The organism is Paludibacter propionicigenes WB4 (assembly GCF_000183135.1).
GTDB lineage: Bacteria > Bacteroidota > Bacteroidia > Bacteroidales > Paludibacteraceae > Paludibacter > Paludibacter propionicigenes.
In genome coordinates this window covers 2,453,283-2,472,993 of the sequence record NC_014734.1, presented here as the reverse complement: position 1 = coordinate 2,472,993, position 19,711 = coordinate 2,453,283, and the positions used below count along the sequence as shown (strand labels likewise).

The 19,711-nt window shown below is 40.5% G+C and carries 15 protein-coding genes; 6 read left to right on the top strand and 9 right to left on the bottom strand.

What is annotated here, in order from left to right; all coding sequences use genetic code 11:
- Positions 1-48: 48 nt before the first annotated feature.
- Positions 49-297 (top strand): hypothetical protein, encoded by a 249-nt coding sequence (locus PALPR_RS10190; protein ID WP_013445538.1) that lies wholly within the window; start codon positions 49-51, stop codon positions 295-297.
- A gap of 173 nt (positions 298-470) precedes the next feature.
- On the top strand, positions 471-1,487 hold the full coding sequence (locus tag PALPR_RS10185; RefSeq protein ID WP_013445537.1) for a polysaccharide deacetylase family protein: 1,017 nt from the start codon (positions 471-473) through the stop codon (positions 1,485-1,487).
- A gap of 112 nt (positions 1,488-1,599) precedes the next feature.
- On the opposite strand, the gene PALPR_RS10180 is transcribed toward PALPR_RS10185, so the two are convergent.
- Entirely contained in the window at positions 1,600-3,966 is a 2,367-nt protein-coding gene (locus tag PALPR_RS10180; protein ID WP_013445536.1) for a glycoside hydrolase family 127 protein, read from the bottom strand.
- An 88-nt stretch (positions 3,967-4,054) separates the two neighbouring features.
- Positions 4,055-6,352 (bottom strand): patatin-like phospholipase family protein, encoded by a 2,298-nt coding sequence (locus PALPR_RS10175; RefSeq protein ID WP_013445535.1) that lies wholly within the window; start codon positions 6,350-6,352, stop codon positions 4,055-4,057.
- Between the two features lie 228 nt (positions 6,353-6,580).
- Here PALPR_RS10175 and PALPR_RS10170 point away from each other — a divergent pair, with 228 nt between their 5' ends.
- The gene (locus PALPR_RS10170) at positions 6,581-7,696 is read left to right on the top strand and encodes a metallophosphoesterase (protein ID WP_013445534.1); all 1,116 of its coding nucleotides are present in this window, start codon (positions 6,581-6,583) and stop codon (positions 7,694-7,696) included.
- Between the two features lie 253 nt (positions 7,697-7,949).
- Here PALPR_RS10170 and PALPR_RS10165 read toward each other — a convergent pair whose 3' ends face one another.
- From PALPR_RS10165 to dut, 7 genes are all read right to left on the bottom strand, one after another.
- Positions 7,950-8,402, bottom strand: coding sequence for a hypothetical protein (locus PALPR_RS10165; RefSeq protein ID WP_148226462.1), 453 nt, complete (start codon positions 8,400-8,402; stop codon positions 7,950-7,952).
- Between the two features lie 433 nt (positions 8,403-8,835).
- Complete coding sequence (locus PALPR_RS10155) at positions 8,836-9,312, bottom strand: nucleoside deaminase (protein ID WP_013445532.1); 477 nt, start codon at positions 9,310-9,312, stop codon at positions 8,836-8,838.
- Between the two features lie 76 nt (positions 9,313-9,388).
- Positions 9,389-11,263, bottom strand: coding sequence for a DNA topoisomerase IV subunit B (locus PALPR_RS10150; RefSeq protein ID WP_013445531.1), 1,875 nt, complete (start codon positions 11,261-11,263; stop codon positions 9,389-9,391).
- Positions 11,264-11,393: 130 nt separating this feature from the next.
- Entirely contained in the window at positions 11,394-12,743 is a 1,350-nt protein-coding gene (locus PALPR_RS10145; RefSeq protein ID WP_013445530.1) for a murein hydrolase activator EnvC family protein, read from the bottom strand.
- A 33-nt stretch (positions 12,744-12,776) separates the two neighbouring features.
- A complete protein-coding gene (gene lolB1 / locus PALPR_RS10140; protein WP_041620374.1) occupies positions 12,777-13,598 on the bottom strand; it encodes a lipoprotein insertase outer membrane protein LolB1 in 822 nt (273 codons plus the stop codon).
- Between the two features lie 34 nt (positions 13,599-13,632).
- Positions 13,633-15,381 (bottom strand): tetratricopeptide repeat protein, encoded by a 1,749-nt coding sequence (locus PALPR_RS10135; RefSeq protein ID WP_013445528.1) that lies wholly within the window; start codon positions 15,379-15,381, stop codon positions 13,633-13,635.
- A gap of 74 nt (positions 15,382-15,455) precedes the next feature.
- On the bottom strand, positions 15,456-15,890 hold the full coding sequence (dut, locus tag PALPR_RS10130; protein WP_013445527.1) for a dUTP diphosphatase: 435 nt from the start codon (positions 15,888-15,890) through the stop codon (positions 15,456-15,458).
- 490 nt (positions 15,891-16,380) lie between these two features.
- Between dut and PALPR_RS10120 the strand changes: the two genes are divergently transcribed.
- The 3 genes from PALPR_RS10120 to PALPR_RS10110 all read left to right on the top strand — a co-directional run bounded on the left by PALPR_RS10120 (position 16,381) and on the right by PALPR_RS10110 (position 19,617).
- Positions 16,381-16,836 (top strand): hypothetical protein, encoded by a 456-nt coding sequence (locus PALPR_RS10120; protein WP_013445525.1) that lies wholly within the window; start codon positions 16,381-16,383, stop codon positions 16,834-16,836.
- A gap of 485 nt (positions 16,837-17,321) precedes the next feature.
- Positions 17,322-18,380 carry an NADH:flavin oxidoreductase/NADH oxidase gene (locus tag PALPR_RS10115; RefSeq protein ID WP_013445524.1) on the top strand — a complete coding sequence of 353 codons (1,059 nt, stop codon included), beginning with the start codon at positions 17,322-17,324 and terminating at the stop codon, positions 18,378-18,380.
- Positions 18,381-18,543: 163 nt separating this feature from the next.
- Positions 18,544-19,617 carry a class I SAM-dependent methyltransferase gene (locus PALPR_RS10110; RefSeq protein ID WP_013445523.1) on the top strand — a complete coding sequence of 358 codons (1,074 nt, stop codon included), beginning with the start codon at positions 18,544-18,546 and terminating at the stop codon, positions 19,615-19,617.
- Positions 19,618-19,711 lie beyond the last annotated feature (94 nt).

Here is a 19,711-nt window from a genome sequence, read left to right as displayed (position 1 = left end):
AAACCCGAAAAGCTTACGAGTAGGGGAAGATGAGAAACACTTACACAAATGGAAATCGAAAATGAAAATGTTCCTGTAATATCTACAGGCGAATGGGTACTGACTTATTTAATTGCGGCCATACCGGTAGTAGGATTGGTAATGCTTTTTGTATGGGCTTTTGGTAGCGACACCAATCCCAACAAAGCCAACTGGGCAAAAGCCGGATTGATATGGGCTGCTATCGTTATCGGTATTTATATCGTTTTTGCTATGGCTTTTGGTGCCGCTATAATAGCAGCATTGGGTCACAGATAATGTAGCTGCACGAAAAAACCGAATAAGCACTTAGCTCTCGTTACAAATGGGGGCTAAGTGCTTATTTAGAATATAGACATCGGAAAAGGTTTTGCAGAACCAAACATTAGTGTTGAAACAGCTAAATAATTTGTATTTTTGTTCCGAAGAAACATTTAAAATAAAAATACAGAATGAGAAAAATAAGTGTTGTACTTGTTGCAGTAGTTTTAAGCGCTGTGTGTGGAAAAAGTTTTTCGCAGAAAAAATCTGCTACTTATGAAGTAGCCACGTGGCACGGATTCGGGAAAGGTGCTATTAGTTATACTTTCGATGATAATTGTTCCAATCAATTGGCTGTAGCTATACCGCTGTTTAATGAATTTGGGTTTCGGACTACGATGTTTGTACCTTCGGACTGGACTAAGGACTGGAATGCATTACAAAAAGCAGCCGATCAGGGACACGAGATAGCGAGCCATACAGTTACGCATGCCAATTTGGGAGGACTCACCAAAGCTCAGCAACTGGTAGAACTGAAAAATTCAAAAGAAATTATTGAGGCACATATAAAAGGCTTCAGTTGCTCAACGATAGCTTATCCCTACTGTGTGCCGGGCAACGATTCACTCTGTGCGGCATATTATATAGCTGCCAGACATTGTCAGGGATATATCGAACCGAAAACACCGGCAGATTTTATGAAAATCAGTTCTCTGATAACCGGATCTACTTCCTCTATCCGGACTGAGAAGGATTTCAACAACAGGGTGGAAAAGACTGATTCGCTCAACGGTTGGTGCGTGTTTTTGATACACGGAATTGATAACGATGGCGGATATTCGCCTACGCAGTCTACCGAACTTAGATTACATCTGGCTTATATGAAACAGCAGGGTAGCAGATTCTGGGTTGCAACGTTTGGAGATGTGGTGCGATACATCAGGGAGCGAAATGCTGCCTTAATTCAGGAGGTTTCAACCACAAAATCGACTATCTCGCTGCAGGTAACCGATAACCTCGATAATGCGGTTTATAATTTCCCGTTAACTGTCAAAAGAGTGCTTCCTACAGGATGGAGAGCTGCACGTATCACCCAAAATGGAAAGGAAGTCGAGGCAAAAATATCCCAAAAAGGGAAATTGAAATACCTGATATTCGACGTTGTGCCGGACAATGGAAAAATAGTGATTACCAAAGCTGCAAAATAATGTAGCGCTTTGCCGTTCTCTTTTCCAACGCTGAAAGAAATTGAAGTATACAAAAAGAGCATCGTCTGACAGAACGATGCTCTTTTGTTGTTAGTAACCTGAAAGTAGTCAGTTATTTTTCGTTGGTCAGTCTCACTTCATAAACGCGAGGAGAAACACGTGGAGCAGCTGCTTCGATCTTTATTTCAAGAATGCTTTCCCCTTTCAAAGAAGCCGGAATATCCAAAATAACTACAGTTGTACCTGGAGACTGGGGAACTCCAATCGAACCGATTTTCTGACCATTGATCAGTAGGTTTGCAGCACGCTCTCTTCCCTGGTTATACGATATTCTTACTTTAGTGGCATTTTTTGCATTGTTTTTCAGTTGATAACTGAACCATTGGCGTGTTTCGCGCCAGTGCAAACTATTATCAGTACCGGTGTTTGAGTCGGCCATCTTGATAAAGTGGTCGCTTTCCGGCTGCTGCTCTCCGCAAAAGACTTTGTCTAACGTAACATTTTCAATGGCCGCTTTTTCTTTTTCCTGTTGCAATGCTTTTTCCTGTTGCTCTTTCACCTGTTGTTCGGATACCAACGGAAAATAGATCATATAGCGGCATTCGTGCAATTGGTGGAACGGAACCAGTTCAAGTTCTTCGTATTTTGAAGGCTGAACCCCTTTAAGCGTAAATGTGAGGGCTTTTCCTTTCGTTTTTGTCAAATGATCGAGTATAGTTTCTTTTGTACCTACAATAACCGGAAGTTGCGAAAGAGGATATTGAGGCCCTGCAGCAATATGACCACCTCTGCTTTCGTCGGCAAAGAGTCCGGTTTGATCTTGCGTGCCGGTTTTAGCAGCTAAAACATAGGGTCCGTACAGAAAAGAATACTCTTGAGCATTATCCGGTGTAGTAACAGCTCGCAGTTGCATTGGCAGTTCCAGATGGACTTTATCGCCCTTCGACCAGTTTCTGGTGATTGAAAGGTATCCATCTTTTATTGTCACAGGTGTACTCTGACCATTCACACTTACTTTCAGGTCATTGTCTTTTACCCATTCAGGTTTGCGAATATGCAACGTGAACAATGCAGTTTTCTTGGCATCTACAATGATATCTGCGGCTTCTTGTTTTGCAAAATTGTTTTGTTGTTCTATGCGTATGTTTTTCGCTTTCCAGGTTAATACCGAAGGAATAAAAAGATTGACATACAAATCATTATCCTTAAATCCGTAAATCATTTCGCCGTAACGGGCATGATTCTCCAAACCCGATCCTACACAGCACCAAAAGCTGGTTTGAGGCTGCGAGTACACACGGTAATGACCGGCACGCATGGGTGTGAAATAGACAAAACCTCCTTGTATAGGATCCTGTGTAGAAAGAATATGATTATACAAAGCCCGTTCATAATAATCCATAAATGAGGCTTCTCCACTTGTTTGAAAAAGCAGTTTTGTGAGGCGTAACATGTTGTAGGTGTTACAAGTCTCAGGTCCTTGTTCGCTTTCGAACATGCTGGTAAAGTTATCAGAAGGATGAAAATGCTCACGAACACTGTTACCTCCGATAGATACGCTGCGGTTATCGACAACCGTTTTCCAGAAGAAAGAAGCTGCATCGCTCCAGTCTTTATTTCCTTCGAGATCGGCTATTCTTTTAAAACCAATTACTTTAGGAATCTGAGTGTTGGCGTGCATTCCTGTAAGCTTATCCTGATGTTGTAACAGTAGTTGCAACAATGTTTGATGCGAAAATTTGTGAGCCAGTTCCAGGTATTTTTTATTTCCGGTAATGGATGCCACATCGGCAAATACTTCGTTCAGGCCGCCGTGCTCGCTTTTAAGCATCTCCTGCACCTGAGCATCGGTTAATCCACTCACGGTATTGTACATCCAATCCGTCAGTTTTATCAGCATATCTTTGGCCAGAAGAGAGCCACCCTGCAGATAGGCATCGCGTAAGCCTGCATAGGTTTTATGTATATTATATAGTGGAACCCAACCGCCATTCAATCCGAAACTGGAAGCGTTGATTGTTCCTTTTTTTATTTCATCCCAAATTTTGCGTCCATTGGGAGTACCTCCCAAATAACCATCGCCGGCTGCATCCTGAGCACGTTTAAGTTCATTTAATGAGTAATCGAGACGTTCTTTTATACGCGTATTGCCTGTAGCGGCATACATGTAAGAAAGTGCCGACAAATAATGACCGCCTATATGGCCATCGAGCCCGGTATTTTCCCAGTTGGGATAGTTTTCAGCTTTAGGAGTAAGTCCACCGCCTTTCAGATAAGGTGCCATCAATCGGTCGGCATCCAATCCCAATAAATAATTAATATCCATGTCTTCGGCATGCTTAAACGGGCTTTCGGTAAGCCTTACATCCGATACCGGAAAACTTTCTACTTTAGCAGCTAACTGTGCATTGGCTGCAAATGGGTTTACTAAACATAATAACGCTACAGCGAGATTAAAAATCAGGTTCTTTTTGTTCATATTTTTTATACTGGTTTCTATTTATTTCTTACGATAGACTGCTTGATAAGCAATAATTTGATATGATTTAATCAATTTGCGATACTTCTTACTCCATAAATTTAGGATTAAACAACAGGAAACCAACATTGATACCAACGTGGACTTTGCTCACGGCCGTACTGGAATAATTCAGAAAAGCACCAACGGTTGCTATTTTAAAGTCGTAAACAAGCGCAGATTCCGACATGACCTGCGACGACCGGAATGGCTTGGAATAAGAGGCTGTATTATCCGCTTCACGGATGATGGTTTTGTATGGTACAAACCAATAGAGCTCACTGCGTACATGAAAATCCCGACTGATATGATAAATCGGTTTTACGCCCACGGCAGCGTATTTGTATGCACAAAACGCATCGTTGAATGCCGTACGGGTATAAGGTGTAGGCTTAAATGCCGGCGCCTGTATAACACTTATGGTGTAGTTTTGCATCAAACTACGGGTAGAATAAGTAAGCTCTGCATAGGTTCCAAGCGTAAATTTATTATTTATAGGGAAATAATGATCAAGTTTAGCTCTGCCCTGAAGAAATATATCGGATATCTCTTTTAAGTGAACTACGGGAGTATTTGTCGATTCATAAGATTCGCTACTACTGATGAGCTGTAAAGAAAGACTATGATTGTGACCTTTTGTAGAGTACATTGTATTGTTCAGCGTGTAGTTTTCCAACCTTCCGAACAGACTCCCGAGCGAAAAATGGCTTTCATCCTCTTTTGTAGAGGAAGTTATGGTAGCTCGGTTCAAAAAATAATTGTCGCTCAGATAGCCATATCCCACCCCAAACTCAATAAGACCATTCATTCGAAGCGGGAAACCCACACTCATTTTGGCATAAACCTCACCCTGGCTAAAATTGGCGGTTCTGTTATCGTTATAGAATAATTTATCTCCTTCGAAATAATCAAACTTATGCATTACAAGACCAAGCTTCACATACCAACTTCGCTGCGATGGCACTTCTATGCGTGTGCCCAACCCCAGTCCGTTGTAAACTTTTCCAAATTGGGCATCGATATTGGCCGATTGAGCGTAGTTATTCAGGTTCTGATAATTCAGCCCGAAATAAGCCTGATTGGATGTAGCCGACGAGAAGTTTCCGCCCAGCAATAATCTTAAGTGATTCTGGGTTTTGACATTAAGGTGTAAGTCAAAATTTCCTGTAGCCGAGTTGAACGTAGCGTGCGGAATCACTTCCTGAAACTTGTCGTCTGAAACCAGTTTAAAGTAAGCTTCTTTAAACTCTTTCATATTAAACACATCATTATGATAATGAAAAACTTCCTCTACATATTTCTTTTGCATGCTGTCAACACCTTCCACTATGACCCGTTGGAATTTGAGTTCGGGGAAGCGTTTTTTGAACTGTTGCCTCCGCTCCTCATTTTCCTGCGCCGTTACTCTGCGTGATACACGGGCTTTTATTTCATCCATATGTCTCATGGTCAGATCATAACCCATTTGTACCAATTCATCTACACGCGAAAAATCAAACAGCTTGATATTGTTCTGCCTTAGACGTAGCAGTACACCTTCATCTTTGGACATCGAATAATCCGTCGGATTCATAATCATATTTTGTATCTGCATAATGATATCCTGCTGATCGGGTTTGCGGGGATTTTTGGCTACCACACTTCCAATCATAAAATCGGGTTTGAAATCATTGCGCATTACATCTACCGGAAAATTATTAAAAATACCACCGTCGAACAAAAGTTTATCATCGATCACCACCGGTTTAAACATAAACGGGTAGGACATAGAAGCCCGGATAGCATCGCCCAGCACTCCGTAGCGAAATATAACAGCTTCTTTGTTGTAAATATCTGATGCAACACAACGGAATGGTACAAAAAGTTTGTCGAAATCACCTCCTGCCACAGCATTAGCCTGCGCACAAAGCTGCACAAATGCAAAATTCATTTGGCGTGTAGGAACAATGTTGGTGGGAAGAAATATCGATCTGAAATCTATTGAATCAACTTTTTTTGACTTGAGGGGTATTTCTACAAAACTGGGTTTAGGGTCGGCGTTGCGGTAATAGTATTTATAGTCCGCCTCTATCTCTCCGGTCGACCAAAGTTTGAAATCGTTAGACTTAATAACTTTTATCATCTCGTCCGTACTGAACCCCATGGCATACATTCCCCCGACGATGGCTCCCATAGAAGTCCCGGTAATGTAATCTATCGGAATATTATTCTCTTCCAATGCTTTAATAATACCAATGTGCGAAAGGCCTTTGGCACCGCCTCCGCTCAATACCAATCCCACTTTTTGAGCTTGAGCCAAAAGTAACACGCTGGAAACAAACCACAAAGTCAAGACTATCCTTCTCATAGCTTTCATTATTTACTTGAAACGGTAAAATTACATAAAATATTGACGAACAATAGCACTTCATTGAAAAATCAACACTAATTTTGATGTGTAAATTAATTATAAGACTTCATTTTTCTGCAGACAAGTGATAATCTGTGTAACAGATATTAAATTTACAAATTATTAAAACAATATATCGGATTGAACGTTTAATTCATTAGTTTTTTATTTATAAAAAAGCAATTCATGAAAATAGGCTTTATAATCGTCGCATTACTAATATTTTTTTCCATAAACTCTTTTGTTATAGTACGCGGATGGCACAGCTTGCCACCCGCTTCTGTGTTACGCCCATTGTTTTTGGTTTCAATGATTGCCATGTTTTTGGCTTTGCTCGGATCAATGATTTTTGGAAACGTAATGCCGCTCCCTCTGGCTAAGGTGGTAAGCTTTATCGGGTTTTCGTACATGATTATTTTCGTGTATATGTCTGTTGCATTTCTTGTGGTTGATGTGGTGCGCGTAGCTAATTATTTTATACATTTTGCTCCTCCCGGAATGGCTGCTTTCCGCCTCTGGTCGATGGTTGCTACAGTTTCTGTTATTGCCATAGCCATGGTGGTAGGAAACTATAAATTCAATCATCCGGCCGTGGTAACGCTCAACATCAGCGCCGATAAACCGAAACAAAACAGGGAACTCACCATTGTGGCTGCAAGTGATATTCACCTGGGGATATCGATAGACAAAAAGCGCCTTCAACGCTATGTGAAACTCATCAATGACCAGCATCCGGACATTGTGCTGCTGGCAGGCGATGTGTCCGACCGTTCCATGATTCCGGTTATGAAACAACACATGGACGAAGAATTAAGAGCCATAAAAGCACCTCTTGGCGTGTATGCCATTAACGGCAATCATGAGCATTATGCCGAAACACCTACGGCTACGGCCGACTATCTGAAAGAAGCGGGTGTAGTGGTTTTGCGCGATTCGGTTTGTCTTGTCGACAATAGTTTTTATGTGGTTGGGCGTGAGGACAGAAGCAACGATAAACGAAAATCACTCAAGGAGCTGGTTGCCGGACTGGATAGCAGCAAACCGCGCATTCTGCTGGATCATCAACCTTATCATCTGGAAGAAGCGGAGCAAAATGCTATCGACCTGCAAATTTCGGGACATACACATAATGGACAGTTTTTTCCGGGGAATATCATTGTGAAAAACATGTATGAGCTCGGCTACGGATATCTGAAAAAAGGTAAAACCCATTATTATGTTTCATCCGGACTGGGGCTGTGGGGACCGCAATACCGCATAGGGACTCAATCGGAATTGGTGGTGATAAAGCTGAAGATTTGATGTGATGATTAGTTGATGTGGTTATATATTGAGCTTCCACAGGTGTGGAAGGTTCGTCGAGTAAAAAATCAGTGCTTCCACGCTCGTGGACGGTTTGTTTTCTTTCCTTTGTCTTAGCATAGCTCACAGAAACATTTACGTCATCACTTCCAATGATGAATATCTCTTCAGCCAGCAACTTTGTACAAACAAGTATTGGTATATATCCTCGATAACAAGGCTACCAAATTACTATTTCGCATATTTCAATCCCTCAGGCCCATTCATCCAAAGACCAATTAGTTGTAAGCTTCTCGATTAATAGAGTATCATTAAACATACCCCAAGGTGAAAATCCGACTTGCTCTTTTGAAAGATTACGCGTTAATTGTCTTTTCCATGTAGCCGTGTCTATAATATGCCATCCCAAGAATTCACCTCTAACATTATATTCCGTTCTCATATATTTTGGAATATTATAATTGTCAATTGGATAACTATTTACTTTTAAAACTATTTTTTGATTAAATGCAGCCTTTAATGGAAAGAAAATCATGTATCTTTCGTGATTAATAATTTTATCAAAAGATTCTGGTCTTTGCGTATATAATCCGGAAAGCACACGAACAAGATCTCCTATAGTTTTATCACGATGTATATAGTGTAAATAAGCTTTTCCTATTGAGGTTTCAATTTCGAATATGTCGCCCAGTTTTATTTTATTCATTAGTATCCTATAAATTTTCATTTGAGATTTTGTTCCTTATATACAATAGAGTACTCTTTAATACTAGGCTCAAGAAATCAACTCAAAATGTCTGGATGTATAAAAATTGATTTGTGAACATTTTTAATCAAACAATGTTTATGACAAAATAACTGTTGCTGTTCTGTATTAGCTATATCAGGTTGAATTGTTATCAGTACTGAATCTTTTAAAAAGACTGTTTCACCACAAAAACAACAAACTCTTTTATCCGCATCATTTACATCCATAATTCATTCCCAATATAAATAGAAATATTGTTATATAAACTCAGCAAATATAACTCTTTTGGTTGATTTGTAAATAAAGGAAAGAGCACAATTTCTTGTAACTTATTTCACAAATACCATTAAGAATCTTGATATTTATATCACCACATTATAATATTTCCACATTAGTTTCTTTTCCTTTTGAAGAACTTTTTCACGAGCTTACTACAGTCTGCTTCTAAAATGCCAGAAACAATTTCAGTTTTGGGATGGAGTGCGTTGGGTGCAAAACGGACAAAACCTCTTTTTTCGTCAGACGCTCCGTACACCACACGGCTTATCTGCGACCAACCCAGTGCTCCGGCACACATTACACAGGGCTCTACCGTAACATAAAGGCTACAATCTATCAGGTATTTTCCTCCTAAAAACTGAGCTGCAGCGGTGATAGCCTGCATTTCGGCATGGGCAGTTACGTCGGTCAGTGTTTCTGTCAGATTGTGACCGCGGGCAATGATTCTGCCCTGACAAACTATCACTGCACCAATGGGCACTTCGTCGCGCTCACCAGCACGCTGAGCTTCCATAAGGGCTTGCCTCATAAAATACTCATCAGGATTTGTCTCCTTGCTGTTGTCTTCGGAGTAATAAGATATGGGCATAGAATTTTGTGGTTTGCAGAGTATAAAAAAGTCCAGAATTTGATTGTCAACTATCAATTATCAACTGTCAATTGAATTAAACGTCTTCTTCTACCACCAGATTATCGATAATAAAATTCTGGCGTTCCGAAGTGTTTTTGCCCATGTAAAACGAAAGCAAATCCTGCACGGCATCTTCTTTTTTGAGCGTCACCTGATCCAGTCGCATATCCTTGCCTATAAAGTGTTTAAACTCATCCGGCGAAATTTCACCCAGTCCTTTGAATCGGGTTATTTCGGGATTTGAACCCACTTTAGCCATGGAGGCCAATCGCTCTTCTTCAGAATAACAATAGAACGTTTCTTTCTTATTACGCACTCTGAAAAGCGGGGTTTGCAGAATGTACACATGTCCTTTTTTGATTAAATCGGGGAAAAACTGAAGAAAGAAAGTAATAAGTAACAACCGGATGTGCATTCCGTCCACATCGGCATCGGTGGCAACAATAACTTTGTTGTAACGCAGGTTTTCAACACCTTCCTCTATGTTTAGCGCCGCTTGCAGCAGGTTAAACTCTTCGTTTTCATACACAATTTTTTTGGTGAGGCCGTAGCTGTTAAGCGGTTTTCCACGCAGGCTGAATACTGCCTGTGTATTTACATCACGACTTTTGGTGATGGAACCACTTGCCGAATCGCCCTCGGTGATAAAGATGCATGAGTTGTGGATAGCTGCATTTTTAGCATCATCCTTGGTAAGTGAGTCGTTGAAATGCACTCTGCAATCGCGAAGCTTTTTATTGTGCAGGTTTACTTTCTTAGCCCGTTCGCGTGCCAACTTGGTAACACCGGCAATCGCTTTGCGCTCTTTCTCCGAGTCCTGTATTTTTTGAAGCAGAATATTAGCCGTTTCGCTATTACGGTGCAGGTAATTGTCCAGTTCCTTTTTCAGAAAGTCGGAAATAAATTTATTTACCGAAACTCCATCTTTAGCCATGTCGCGCGATCCAAGTTTGGTTTTGGTCTGCGATTCAAAAATCGGCTCTTCCACGCTGATGGCCACCGCAGCAATTATACCGTTGCGGATATCGCCCACTTCCATATTTTTGGAATAAAACTCTTTGATGGTACGAGCCACCGCTTCACGAAATGCGCTTTGATGCGTACCTCCCTGCGTGGTGTGCTGACCGTTTACAAATGAGTAGTATTCTTCTCCGTATTGGTCGCTGTGGGTAAATGCTATTTCTATGTCTTCGCCTTTGAGGTGAATAATCGGATAGAGCGGCTGAGCGGTGATGTTTTCGTTGAGCAAATCCGTCAATCCGTTTTTCGAAAGGATTTTCTTTCCGTTGAAATTGATGGTTAGCCCTGTATTCAGGTACGCATAATTGCGCAGCATGGTTTCGATATAATCTTCTTTGTAAAGGTAATTCTCGAACAACGTATTATCGGGCACGAAATAAATAAGCGTTCCTCGCTCGGTGTTATCGGCAAAAATATCGGAATCGGAAACCAGCTTGCCTTTTTGGAATTCGGCTTTGCGGCTCTGACCATCCCTGAAACTCTGAACCACAAAAGTGGAAGATAGTGCATTCACGGCCTTGGTACCAACCCCGTTTAATCCCACCGATTTTTTAAATGCTTTGGAATCGTACTTACCGCCCGTGTTCATGATAGAAACCGCTTCCACCATTTTTCCCAACGGAATACCTCGACCAAAGTCGCGTACCTCAACATGTCCATCCTGCACGCGCACATCAATGGCTTTGCCGGCACCCATTCTATACTCATCTATACAGTTATCGAGCACTTCTTTGAGCAATACATAAATTCCATCATCAACATGAGAACCATCGCCCAGCTTACCGATATACATTCCCGGACGCCGACGAACGTGTTCAAGACCTTCGAGGGTGATAATGTTACTATCACCGTAATCTACCAATTGCGACTCGTTTACAAATTCTTCCATAATATGACCCCTAACCCCTGAAGGGGAATAAAAGTTAGTTTGTATATTAAAATATTATCATCTATTCGTTTCACATCAAATCGAAAAAAAGCTCCCTAAAAGCCCCCTTTAGGGGGTTGGGGGTTTTTTCTTACCGTGCAATCCAGTGTTCAGGATTCTGAACATTCCTGCCGTTATAAATCTGGAAATAAAGCTCGGTTTTATTTTCATCGTCATCGGTATAAATCTTACCTATTGCCTGCTTGGAAGATACATGATCGCCCTCGCGCACAAAAATCTGAGTCAGGTTGGCATATACCGTACGATAATTTCCATGCTGAATAATCACACCGTTGTTGCTTCCGGGAATTGAAAAACGCTGTGTAACCACTCCTTCAAACACAGCCCGGGCATTGCTTCCGGCCGGAGTCTGAATGTAGATTCCCTTGTTGTTGGTGGTCACAAATTTCAATACCGGATGAGGCTGTATTCCATAGTGCCCGCGTATAAATCCATTGGAAGTAGGCCAGGGCAGCCTTCCTATATTACGCTCAAAATTTCCCGAAATCAATGATTCTTCCTTGGTTAAAGCGGATACTGAAGCAGATGAAGAAGGCGTGGTCGAGGCCGTAGGTCTTTCTTCCGATGTACTTTTCGAACTCGATTTGGTATTACTTTTGGCTTTGTATCGGGGCTCTTCGGCTGCACGTCGTTTAGCTTCGGCCAGTCTCTTTTTCTCTGCTGCCGCTCGTTTAGCTTCAGCTTTCCGGATTTGTTCGGCTATCAATCGTTCTATCTGATTGTTTAGTTCAGCTGCTTTTTTCTGTTGTACTTTTTGATCTTCACGCAGTTTCTTTTCCTTTTTTTGCAAGTCGGTCAGCAATACTTTTTCCTTTTGTTCATCTTTCGACAGGTTTTTGGTTTCAACTTCTTTTTGTTTTACAACCTCAACTTTAGTGACCTTGTGATTATTAATGCTGTCGTTTTTATGTACAATCTCTGTTTTAACCTGTTCTATCTCACCAACCTGCTGCTTACGATAATCGCTGTATTGCTGTAAATAGCGCAGGCGACGGTACGACTGATCAAAAGAGCTGGACGACAAGACAAACATAATTCTGGCATACAGACTACGGTTGATATGCGCTTCCTGAACGAGCTTTACATAATCGGACTTAAGTTTTTCCAGCTTGCTTTCCAACTTTTGTTTTTCATCATTCAGTTTCTTTATTTGCACGTCCATCATGCTGATTTCAGAGCTTATATTTTTAATCAGCGTTTTACGTTCGTTGATATTCTTGGAAATAATATTCAACTTATTCAACGACGTCTTCTTGGACTGGTTTGTTTCATTCAGCATTTTGCTGGTTGCCTCCAGCTTTTGAAGCGTTGCTTTTCGTTGCTTTTCCAGATCCTTGACCGACTGAGCCGACAAAGTGAAAACTGCAGTCATTAGAAATAAAACAATGACTTTTAATCGATTATTTAATGTGAAGTGCATCAAACGTTTTTTTTAGAATTTCAACTTGTTTCTTTATTTTTTCAGCAATTGGTCTATGTCACCCCGGGTAAATCTATCCGGATTGGTGGGCGACAGTTTTATTTCTTTATTAAACTCTACCCGCAATATTGAAAACTCGCAGGCTACCCTGTTTCTGTCGTTGGTAGCAAGCAGCTTTATTGTCTGTGGAAAACTAATACCATTCACCAGTGTGTAATCGGCATAGTTGGTCTCCAGCTGATAATTGCTGTTTTTAGCTTTCAGCAAAACTTGTTGTATCACATACAGCGGCGATAACAGGGAGCTTTGCATCATATTGCTATTCTCATACTCAATTGTGTTCTTTCCATCACCCGCAGGCACCAGTTTACAACTGTCGGCTATGACTCCTTGTTTACCTATGCAAAAGAGCTGTGCGGTAAGCAATGACTGCAAACTATAGAAATTTACATTCACCCCAAAGCGGCTATAAAAATAACCATAATCCACCACATAATACCGATGATTCATTTTATCGAAAACGCGCATACTGTCGGTGGTCAGTTCGGCTTTGAACATCTCGATACCCAGCAGGGGTTGAACAGAAATATAAATAGCTGTATCTTTCTTTATTTTGCAGGAAGCACTAACGTTTACCTTGCGTTCGCCCATTTCAAAAGCAAATGTCATTTTGCTGATATTGGCTGTCTGAAACCGGGGCTGGTTTTTATTTACCTGATCAATTACACCAACTACTGCGTTAGTAATTACAGGAGTTCCGGGGACTGTTGAAGACTTGGATACAGTACGTGTTGTCTTACAGGCTGAAAACATCAGCACGCAAAGTACCAGCATTATTGTTGTTTTTTGTTTCATATTTCTTTTTCTTGTATCAAAGATAAATTTCGGCCTATCTTTTCCAGCCTTTGTTCGTTATTTTTTGTTTCAGTTCTTCTGTTTTATTGCCTGAGTCATATGATTTTTGCCACACTTCCAATGCTTTAGCCTCATTTTCGGCACCGGACATCCAAAGAATATCACCGTAATGTTCCAGTATTATACCCGGATCTTCATCTTTGGGCAGATTATCGATGGCACGTTCTATGTGAAACTTGGCCAGAAAGTAATTCGCTTCCTGATACAAAATCCAGGCGTAAGTATCCAGGTATGTGCTGTTTTTAGGCTCTACTTCTATCGTTTTAGCACTCATTCTTTCAGCCTTTTTCAAATCTGTTTTTTCCAGCGACAAATAATACGCATAATTATTCATCACCATCACATTCACCGGATTAATGGCCAACGCCTTATCATAAGCCGCGAAAGCCGAATCTTTCATCTGCTGTTTGTAATAAATATCAGCTATTTGCGCATAAAAGTCACTTTGTAAAGCTGTCTGATCCTTCGTAATTAAAGGCAATCCGGCTTTGTATGTATCCAAAGCTCCTTTATAATCTTCCAGTTGAAATTGGGCTATTCCTTTGTAAAAATACCAAATGGCAAGTTTCGGTAAACTCTCCATGGCTCTTTTGGTTACCGTCAGTACCTGACTGAATTTTTTATCCATGGTGTTTACCTGAATAAGTTTCATCCACGTCTGCTCGTTCTTCGGGTTGATATTCAGCATAGTTTCAAACTCCGCAATAGCTTCGGTATTTCGTTTCTGATAGAGAAGAAAGGTGGCATAGTATCCGTGTACTTTCTCCTCCAGCGGATAGCGGTCTATCAGCAATTTAAACAAGCTCTCGGTTTCAACAAATTTTGTAGAATCCTGCACCAGTCGTTCAACATATTGCCCCAAAATATCAACCTTGGTATCCACATCAAGCTGCTCTGTTTTTAAAGCATTTACTATTGATTCAATGGCTTTGTCCGGCTGATTGGTCGACTTGTAATATTCCGACAAAGAAACATAAACATACGCGTTTTGCGGATCGTCTTTGAGCACGTTCTGATAAATTTCGTATGCTTTTTCGGGCATTTTCTGCTGCATAAATATGTCTCCCCGAAGCACCTTGTAGCGCGACTCCGTAGGAAATTTATTCACCAGTTTGTCTATTTCGGCCACCCCTTTCTGAGGCTTATTGGATAAGATATACAACTGAAATTTCTCAAAAGTCGTGGTTTCGTTTATCCCCACCAAACTCTCCAAATGATCGTAAGCGGCAATGGCTTTGTCGTATTCACGCGTTTGCTTATAAAAAGTCGCCAGCATCGAATACACGTCATCTTTATCAGGATATAATTTTTGCAGGTTGTTGGTAAGCTCAATGGCTCGTTTCCAGTTTTTCGCATCCGAGTACATTGAAATAAGCTGGGCGTTGTACCACCAGTTCGATGGGTCTATCCGTACCGCTTTTTCCAAGCATTGTAGGGCAGGACCGTCAAAGCCCATTGCCGAGTACATTAATCCAAGTTCGGATTGTGCACCGGCATCCAACGAATCGATAGCCAGACACAGTCTAAATGTTTCTATTGCCTGATCGTATTGCTGATTATCTTTTTGCTTAAGTCCTTCGTAGAAATAATAATCAAACTGGCGCCGGGCTGATTCCGGCAGTTGAATTTTATTCGCCACGCTTGCTTCTACCAGCTTCTTAGGGGTAGAACAAGACAGGAACGTAAATAAAACGAAAAGAAACAGATAATATTTTTTGTGCATACGCTACTAAATTAATAAAATGTATAATTAAACAATTATACAGCTTTGAGTTTTGGCCGCCCGGCAATGCCTGCTTAGTGTTTACCTGTGTGCCCGAATCCGCCTGCACCCCGATCGGTTTCGCCAAGCTCGGACACCTCTGCCCATGCAGCTTGTTCGTGGGCAGCTATCACCATTTGGCAAATTCTTTCGCCGTCGTTTATCACAAAATCTTCAGTCGAAAGATTTATCAGAATAATACAAATCTCCCCACGGTAATCGGCATCTATCGTTCCCGGCGAATTCAAAACCGTAATCCCTTTTTTTATAGCTAAACCACTTCTTGGTCGAATTTGTGCTTCGTATCCCGCTGGCAGCTCTATAAATAAACCGGTGGGTATCAATTTTCGTTCCAATGATTTTAATACGATCGGTTCATCAATGTTAGCACGCAAATCCATGCCGGCCGATAAAGGTGTAGCATACTCAGGTAGTGGATGCTTCGATTTGTTTAAGATGTTTATTTTCATTTGTTTGTATATATTCCTGATAAGAAAAACAGCCGAATTTAGAAAATGACTAAAAGAAATTTTAACTGTTAAAGAAGAAAGCTGTTTGCCACAAAAATACTAATTTAATTGATAACCCTAATTATGAATGGATGAAAAATATGTTTTTTTCAAAATTGAGATTTCTAATTCAAAATTGTGTGGAGGTTTATTCATCCCATTTCGACTTCCTTCTTCTGTCTTATTCCAAAAAGGCTCTGAACTCGCGTTGGCTTATATCTGGTTCATTTGAACCTGTAAAGCAAGAACTGTCCTATAATAATTTATTCTCATTTCCGTTTTTATCATCAGAATCGAGTTTAATTCAATTGAAAATATTCCCCGATTTTCTATTTTGATTAAATTCTTTCTATATTTGTATCTGTTTCAAATAAGCATTGGCGGGCATGTACGCTTATCATTTATCAATCAAACAATCTACATGCAGGTTGTTCTAAATCAATAAATATTTATGAAAAAAATTAGTGTTTTATTGATGGCTGTTATGGTTTTGGCAGCCACTGCTGTACATGCTCAATCTGATGCTGTAAAAGCAACCAAAGAAAAAGCCAAAAAAGAAGCAACGAAAGCTGAAGCTAAAAAAGACGAAGCTGCCACCAAAGCAAAAGTTGCCGGTGAAAAGTTGAAAAAAGACGGCACACTTGACAAGCGTTACAAAGAAAACAAAGAAGCTGCCGATGCCAAAGTTAAGGCTGCTGAGACTAAGGTAAGCAAGGAAGCTGCGAAAGCAGAGGAAAAAAAAGACGAAGCTACTAAAAAAGCTGTTGTAGCGGGCGATAAATTGAAAAAGGATGGAACACCTGACAAACGTTTTAAAGAAAATAAAGAAGCTGCCGCCAAACATTTGAAAAAAGATGGAACGCCGGATATGCGTTACAAAGAAAACAAAGAAGCTGCTAAAAAATAAGCTGAACAAAACACCGGTTGGGATACGATCCTAACCGGTTGTTTGCTTATCAGGCGTTTGTTTAATGATATATTTTTACCACAATAGGACACATAGAAATCATAAGAGAAAAGGCTCAGGTCACATAGTAAAAGTATCTGACGATACTCTTACTCAGTCTGAAGGGGTGTCTCAAAAAAAAGAACGTGAATTTCGCAAAAACCGCAAATCGCCGCAAAACACAGATTACTGATATAGCGACATCTATAAAAATGACATTTGCGAAAATTTGTGCCATTTGCGTAATTTGCGTCCAAAAAAGCACTTATTGGACAGCCTAGCTATGTGTGTTCTTAGTCTTACATCTCCTATTTAAAACTAGTGTGAACTATGTGACAAAAAAACATATCAACCATAATTATCATTTACTTAAGGTTCAATTTCCAATTAAACATTTCAGTTCCTATTTCTGTTTCACTCACTAAAACCATCAGTCACGCAACCCTATGTCAAGAATAAACGAACCGCTCAGCATCAAATCAGTAACAATAAAAAACAGAATAGGCCTGTCGCCAATGTGTCAATACTCCGCAACCGATGGCTTGGTAAACGATTGGCACATTGTTCACTATGGAACTCGTGCAGTGGGTGGTGTGGGTTTACTGATGCTCGAAGCAACGGCAGTGGCACCCGAAGGAAGGATAACACCTTTCGACCTGGGTCTGTGGGATGACAACCAAATTGCAGGATTGGAAAGAATTACCCGATTTGCGCATGAGCATGGCGCAACCACCGCCATTCAGATAGCCCATGCCGGCCGAAAAGCGTCGCATGACTCGCCGGCAAACGGAGGGAAGCAATTATCCATAGCCGAAGGCGGTTGGCAAACTGTGGCTCCCTCTGCCATTCCTTTTGATTCAGCCGAAATACCACCGCATGAGCTGAATGAAACCGAAATTGAGCATATTGTTCAGCAGTTTACAGCCACTGCACGACGGGCAAAACAAGCCGGGTTCGATGTGTTGGAAATTCATGCCGCCCATGGCTATCTGGTACATCAGTTCTTATCTCCCCTGAGCAATAAACGCACCGACGAATATGGCGGCAGTTTCGAAAACCGCATAAGATTATTGCTGAAAATAGTGGCGGCTGTAAAGACTGACTGGCCTCAGGAACTTCCTCTTTTTGTCCGCTTATCGGCTACCGACTGGACCGAAGGTGGCTGGAACCTCGAAGAAACGGTGAAACTGAGCGAAATACTACACCGACAGGGGGTAGATCTGATTGATTGTTCGTCGGGAGGAAATATATCCAACGCAAAAATTCCATTATCTCCCGGCTACCAGGTTCATTTCTCCGAAGAAATCAAAAAAACGGGTGTACTCACTGCAGCCGTCGGGCTGATAACCACCGTCGAACAAATGAACTCCATACTGGTCGAGGGAAAAGCCGACATGATATTTCTTGGACGTGAATTATTGAGAAATCCTTATTTCCCAATAGTTTCAACACTAAGAACCGACGGAGAAAGTGAGTGGCCGATTCAATACCTGAGAGGGAAATAAGGCGATCTTAAATTCTTTCAAAATAGAGTTATTCTTTCCAATGTACAGAAGAAGCGGGTGTCAAAAGTCCTTTGGCATCCGCTTATTGTTTCTTATTTGCTGACTTGTTAACTAATTCTTATATTTGCAGTAAAAAGTATAGGTTCAAACAAATATTAAGCTCATGGAATTTATAGAAAACTTGTGCTGTCCAATCACAAAAAACAAACTGGAGATAATAAGCAAAACTGAATTTGGGAAATATTCCATCCCTACAGAACTTGATAGTTTTGGAGAACTAAAGCATGGTTTAATTGATAATTCGAAACAATTCTTTTATCCTATATTTAAGGACATCATTATTCTATACGAACATTATGCTATTTATATTGGGAATGAGATTGACAACCGCCACTCACTCTCGTTTGATAAAAAACGGGTTCTTGATTACTACAACAACGTAAATTATCAGGTAAAAGATTCATTTAAAGTTTATGCCGATAGTGCTAATTGGGTTGATTATAGAGAAGTATCTTCCGAATACATGAGGAAATCGTTTACCAAAGCATCGAGACACTATCCTCCGACAGGCAAATATTTGCTGGATATTGCTTCCGGTCCTATTGGTTTTCCTGAATATATTGCACTTTCGGAGGGTTATGAATACCGAATCTGCGTAGATATATCCATCAAAGCATTAATGGAAGCAAAGGCAAACCTAGAGAATGTGGGTCAGAAAGGTATTTATATTTGTGGCGACATAACGAATATTCCAGTGAATGATAATGTATGTGATGTGGTATTATGTCAGCACACTTTGTATCATATTCCCAGAAAGGAACAATCAACAGCTGTAAATGAAATGTACAGAGTGGCGAAGATTGACTCTAAAATAGTTATCATCTATTGCTGGTTTTATAATAGTTGGATGATGAATCTTACGTTGAACTTTGTTCAGATTTACCGGGTGACAAGGCATTATGCAGGTAAATTATATGTACGCATAATAAATTCTAAACCAAAACTATATTTTTTTGCTCATACTCCCCGATGGTTTCGAACATCATTTCCATTCAGTAAGGATATTGAATTTCACTGCTGGAGAAGTACCAATAAGTTTTTCATGGATACTTATATTCACAAGGGTCTTGGAGGCAAATGGATATTAAATAAATTAGGTGAGATTGAAGATAAACACAGTAGGTTTATGAGTACTTTTGGTGAATATGCAGCGATAGTGATTACCAAAAGAAGATAGTTTTAGAAAAGTTGATAGCTATAAATATTCCATCATTCTTTATTGAATAATACAAAAAGCGCATGTCTTAAAAACAGGACATGCGCTTTTTATA

What these genes read in the sequence shown, in the direction of transcription:
- PALPR_RS10190 (WP_013445538.1), top strand. Translation starts at nt 49, where the DNA reads ATGGAAATCGAAAATGAAAATGTTCCTGTAATATCTACAGGCGAATGG.
- PALPR_RS10185 (WP_013445537.1), top strand. Translation starts at nt 471, where the DNA reads ATGAGAAAAATAAGTGTTGTACTTGTTGCAGTAGTTTTAAGCGCTGTG.
- PALPR_RS10180 (WP_013445536.1), bottom strand. Translation starts at nt 3,966, where the DNA reads ATGAACAAAAAGAACCTGATTTTTAATCTCGCTGTAGCGTTATTATGT.
- PALPR_RS10175 (WP_013445535.1), bottom strand. Translation starts at nt 6,352, where the DNA reads ATGAGAAGGATAGTCTTGACTTTGTGGTTTGTTTCCAGCGTGTTACTT.
- PALPR_RS10170 (WP_013445534.1), top strand. Translation starts at nt 6,581, where the DNA reads ATGAAAATAGGCTTTATAATCGTCGCATTACTAATATTTTTTTCCATA.
- PALPR_RS10165 (WP_148226462.1), bottom strand. Translation starts at nt 8,402, where the DNA reads ATGAATAAAATAAAACTGGGCGACATATTCGAAATTGAAACCTCAATA.
- PALPR_RS10155 (WP_013445532.1), bottom strand. Translation starts at nt 9,312, where the DNA reads ATGCCCATATCTTATTACTCCGAAGACAACAGCAAGGAGACAAATCCT.
- PALPR_RS10150 (WP_013445531.1), bottom strand. Translation starts at nt 11,263, where the DNA reads ATGGAAGAATTTGTAAACGAGTCGCAATTGGTAGATTACGGTGATAGT.
- PALPR_RS10145 (WP_013445530.1), bottom strand. Translation starts at nt 12,743, where the DNA reads ATGCACTTCACATTAAATAATCGATTAAAAGTCATTGTTTTATTTCTA.
- lolB1 (WP_041620374.1), bottom strand. Translation starts at nt 13,598, where the DNA reads ATGAAACAAAAAACAACAATAATGCTGGTACTTTGCGTGCTGATGTTT.
- PALPR_RS10135 (WP_013445528.1), bottom strand. Translation starts at nt 15,381, where the DNA reads ATGCACAAAAAATATTATCTGTTTCTTTTCGTTTTATTTACGTTCCTG.
- dut (WP_013445527.1), bottom strand. Translation starts at nt 15,890, where the DNA reads ATGAAAATAAACATCTTAAACAAATCGAAGCATCCACTACCTGAGTAT.
- PALPR_RS10120 (WP_013445525.1), top strand. Translation starts at nt 16,381, where the DNA reads ATGAAAAAAATTAGTGTTTTATTGATGGCTGTTATGGTTTTGGCAGCC.
- PALPR_RS10115 (WP_013445524.1), top strand. Translation starts at nt 17,322, where the DNA reads ATGTCAAGAATAAACGAACCGCTCAGCATCAAATCAGTAACAATAAAA.
- PALPR_RS10110 (WP_013445523.1), top strand. Translation starts at nt 18,544, where the DNA reads ATGGAATTTATAGAAAACTTGTGCTGTCCAATCACAAAAAACAAACTG.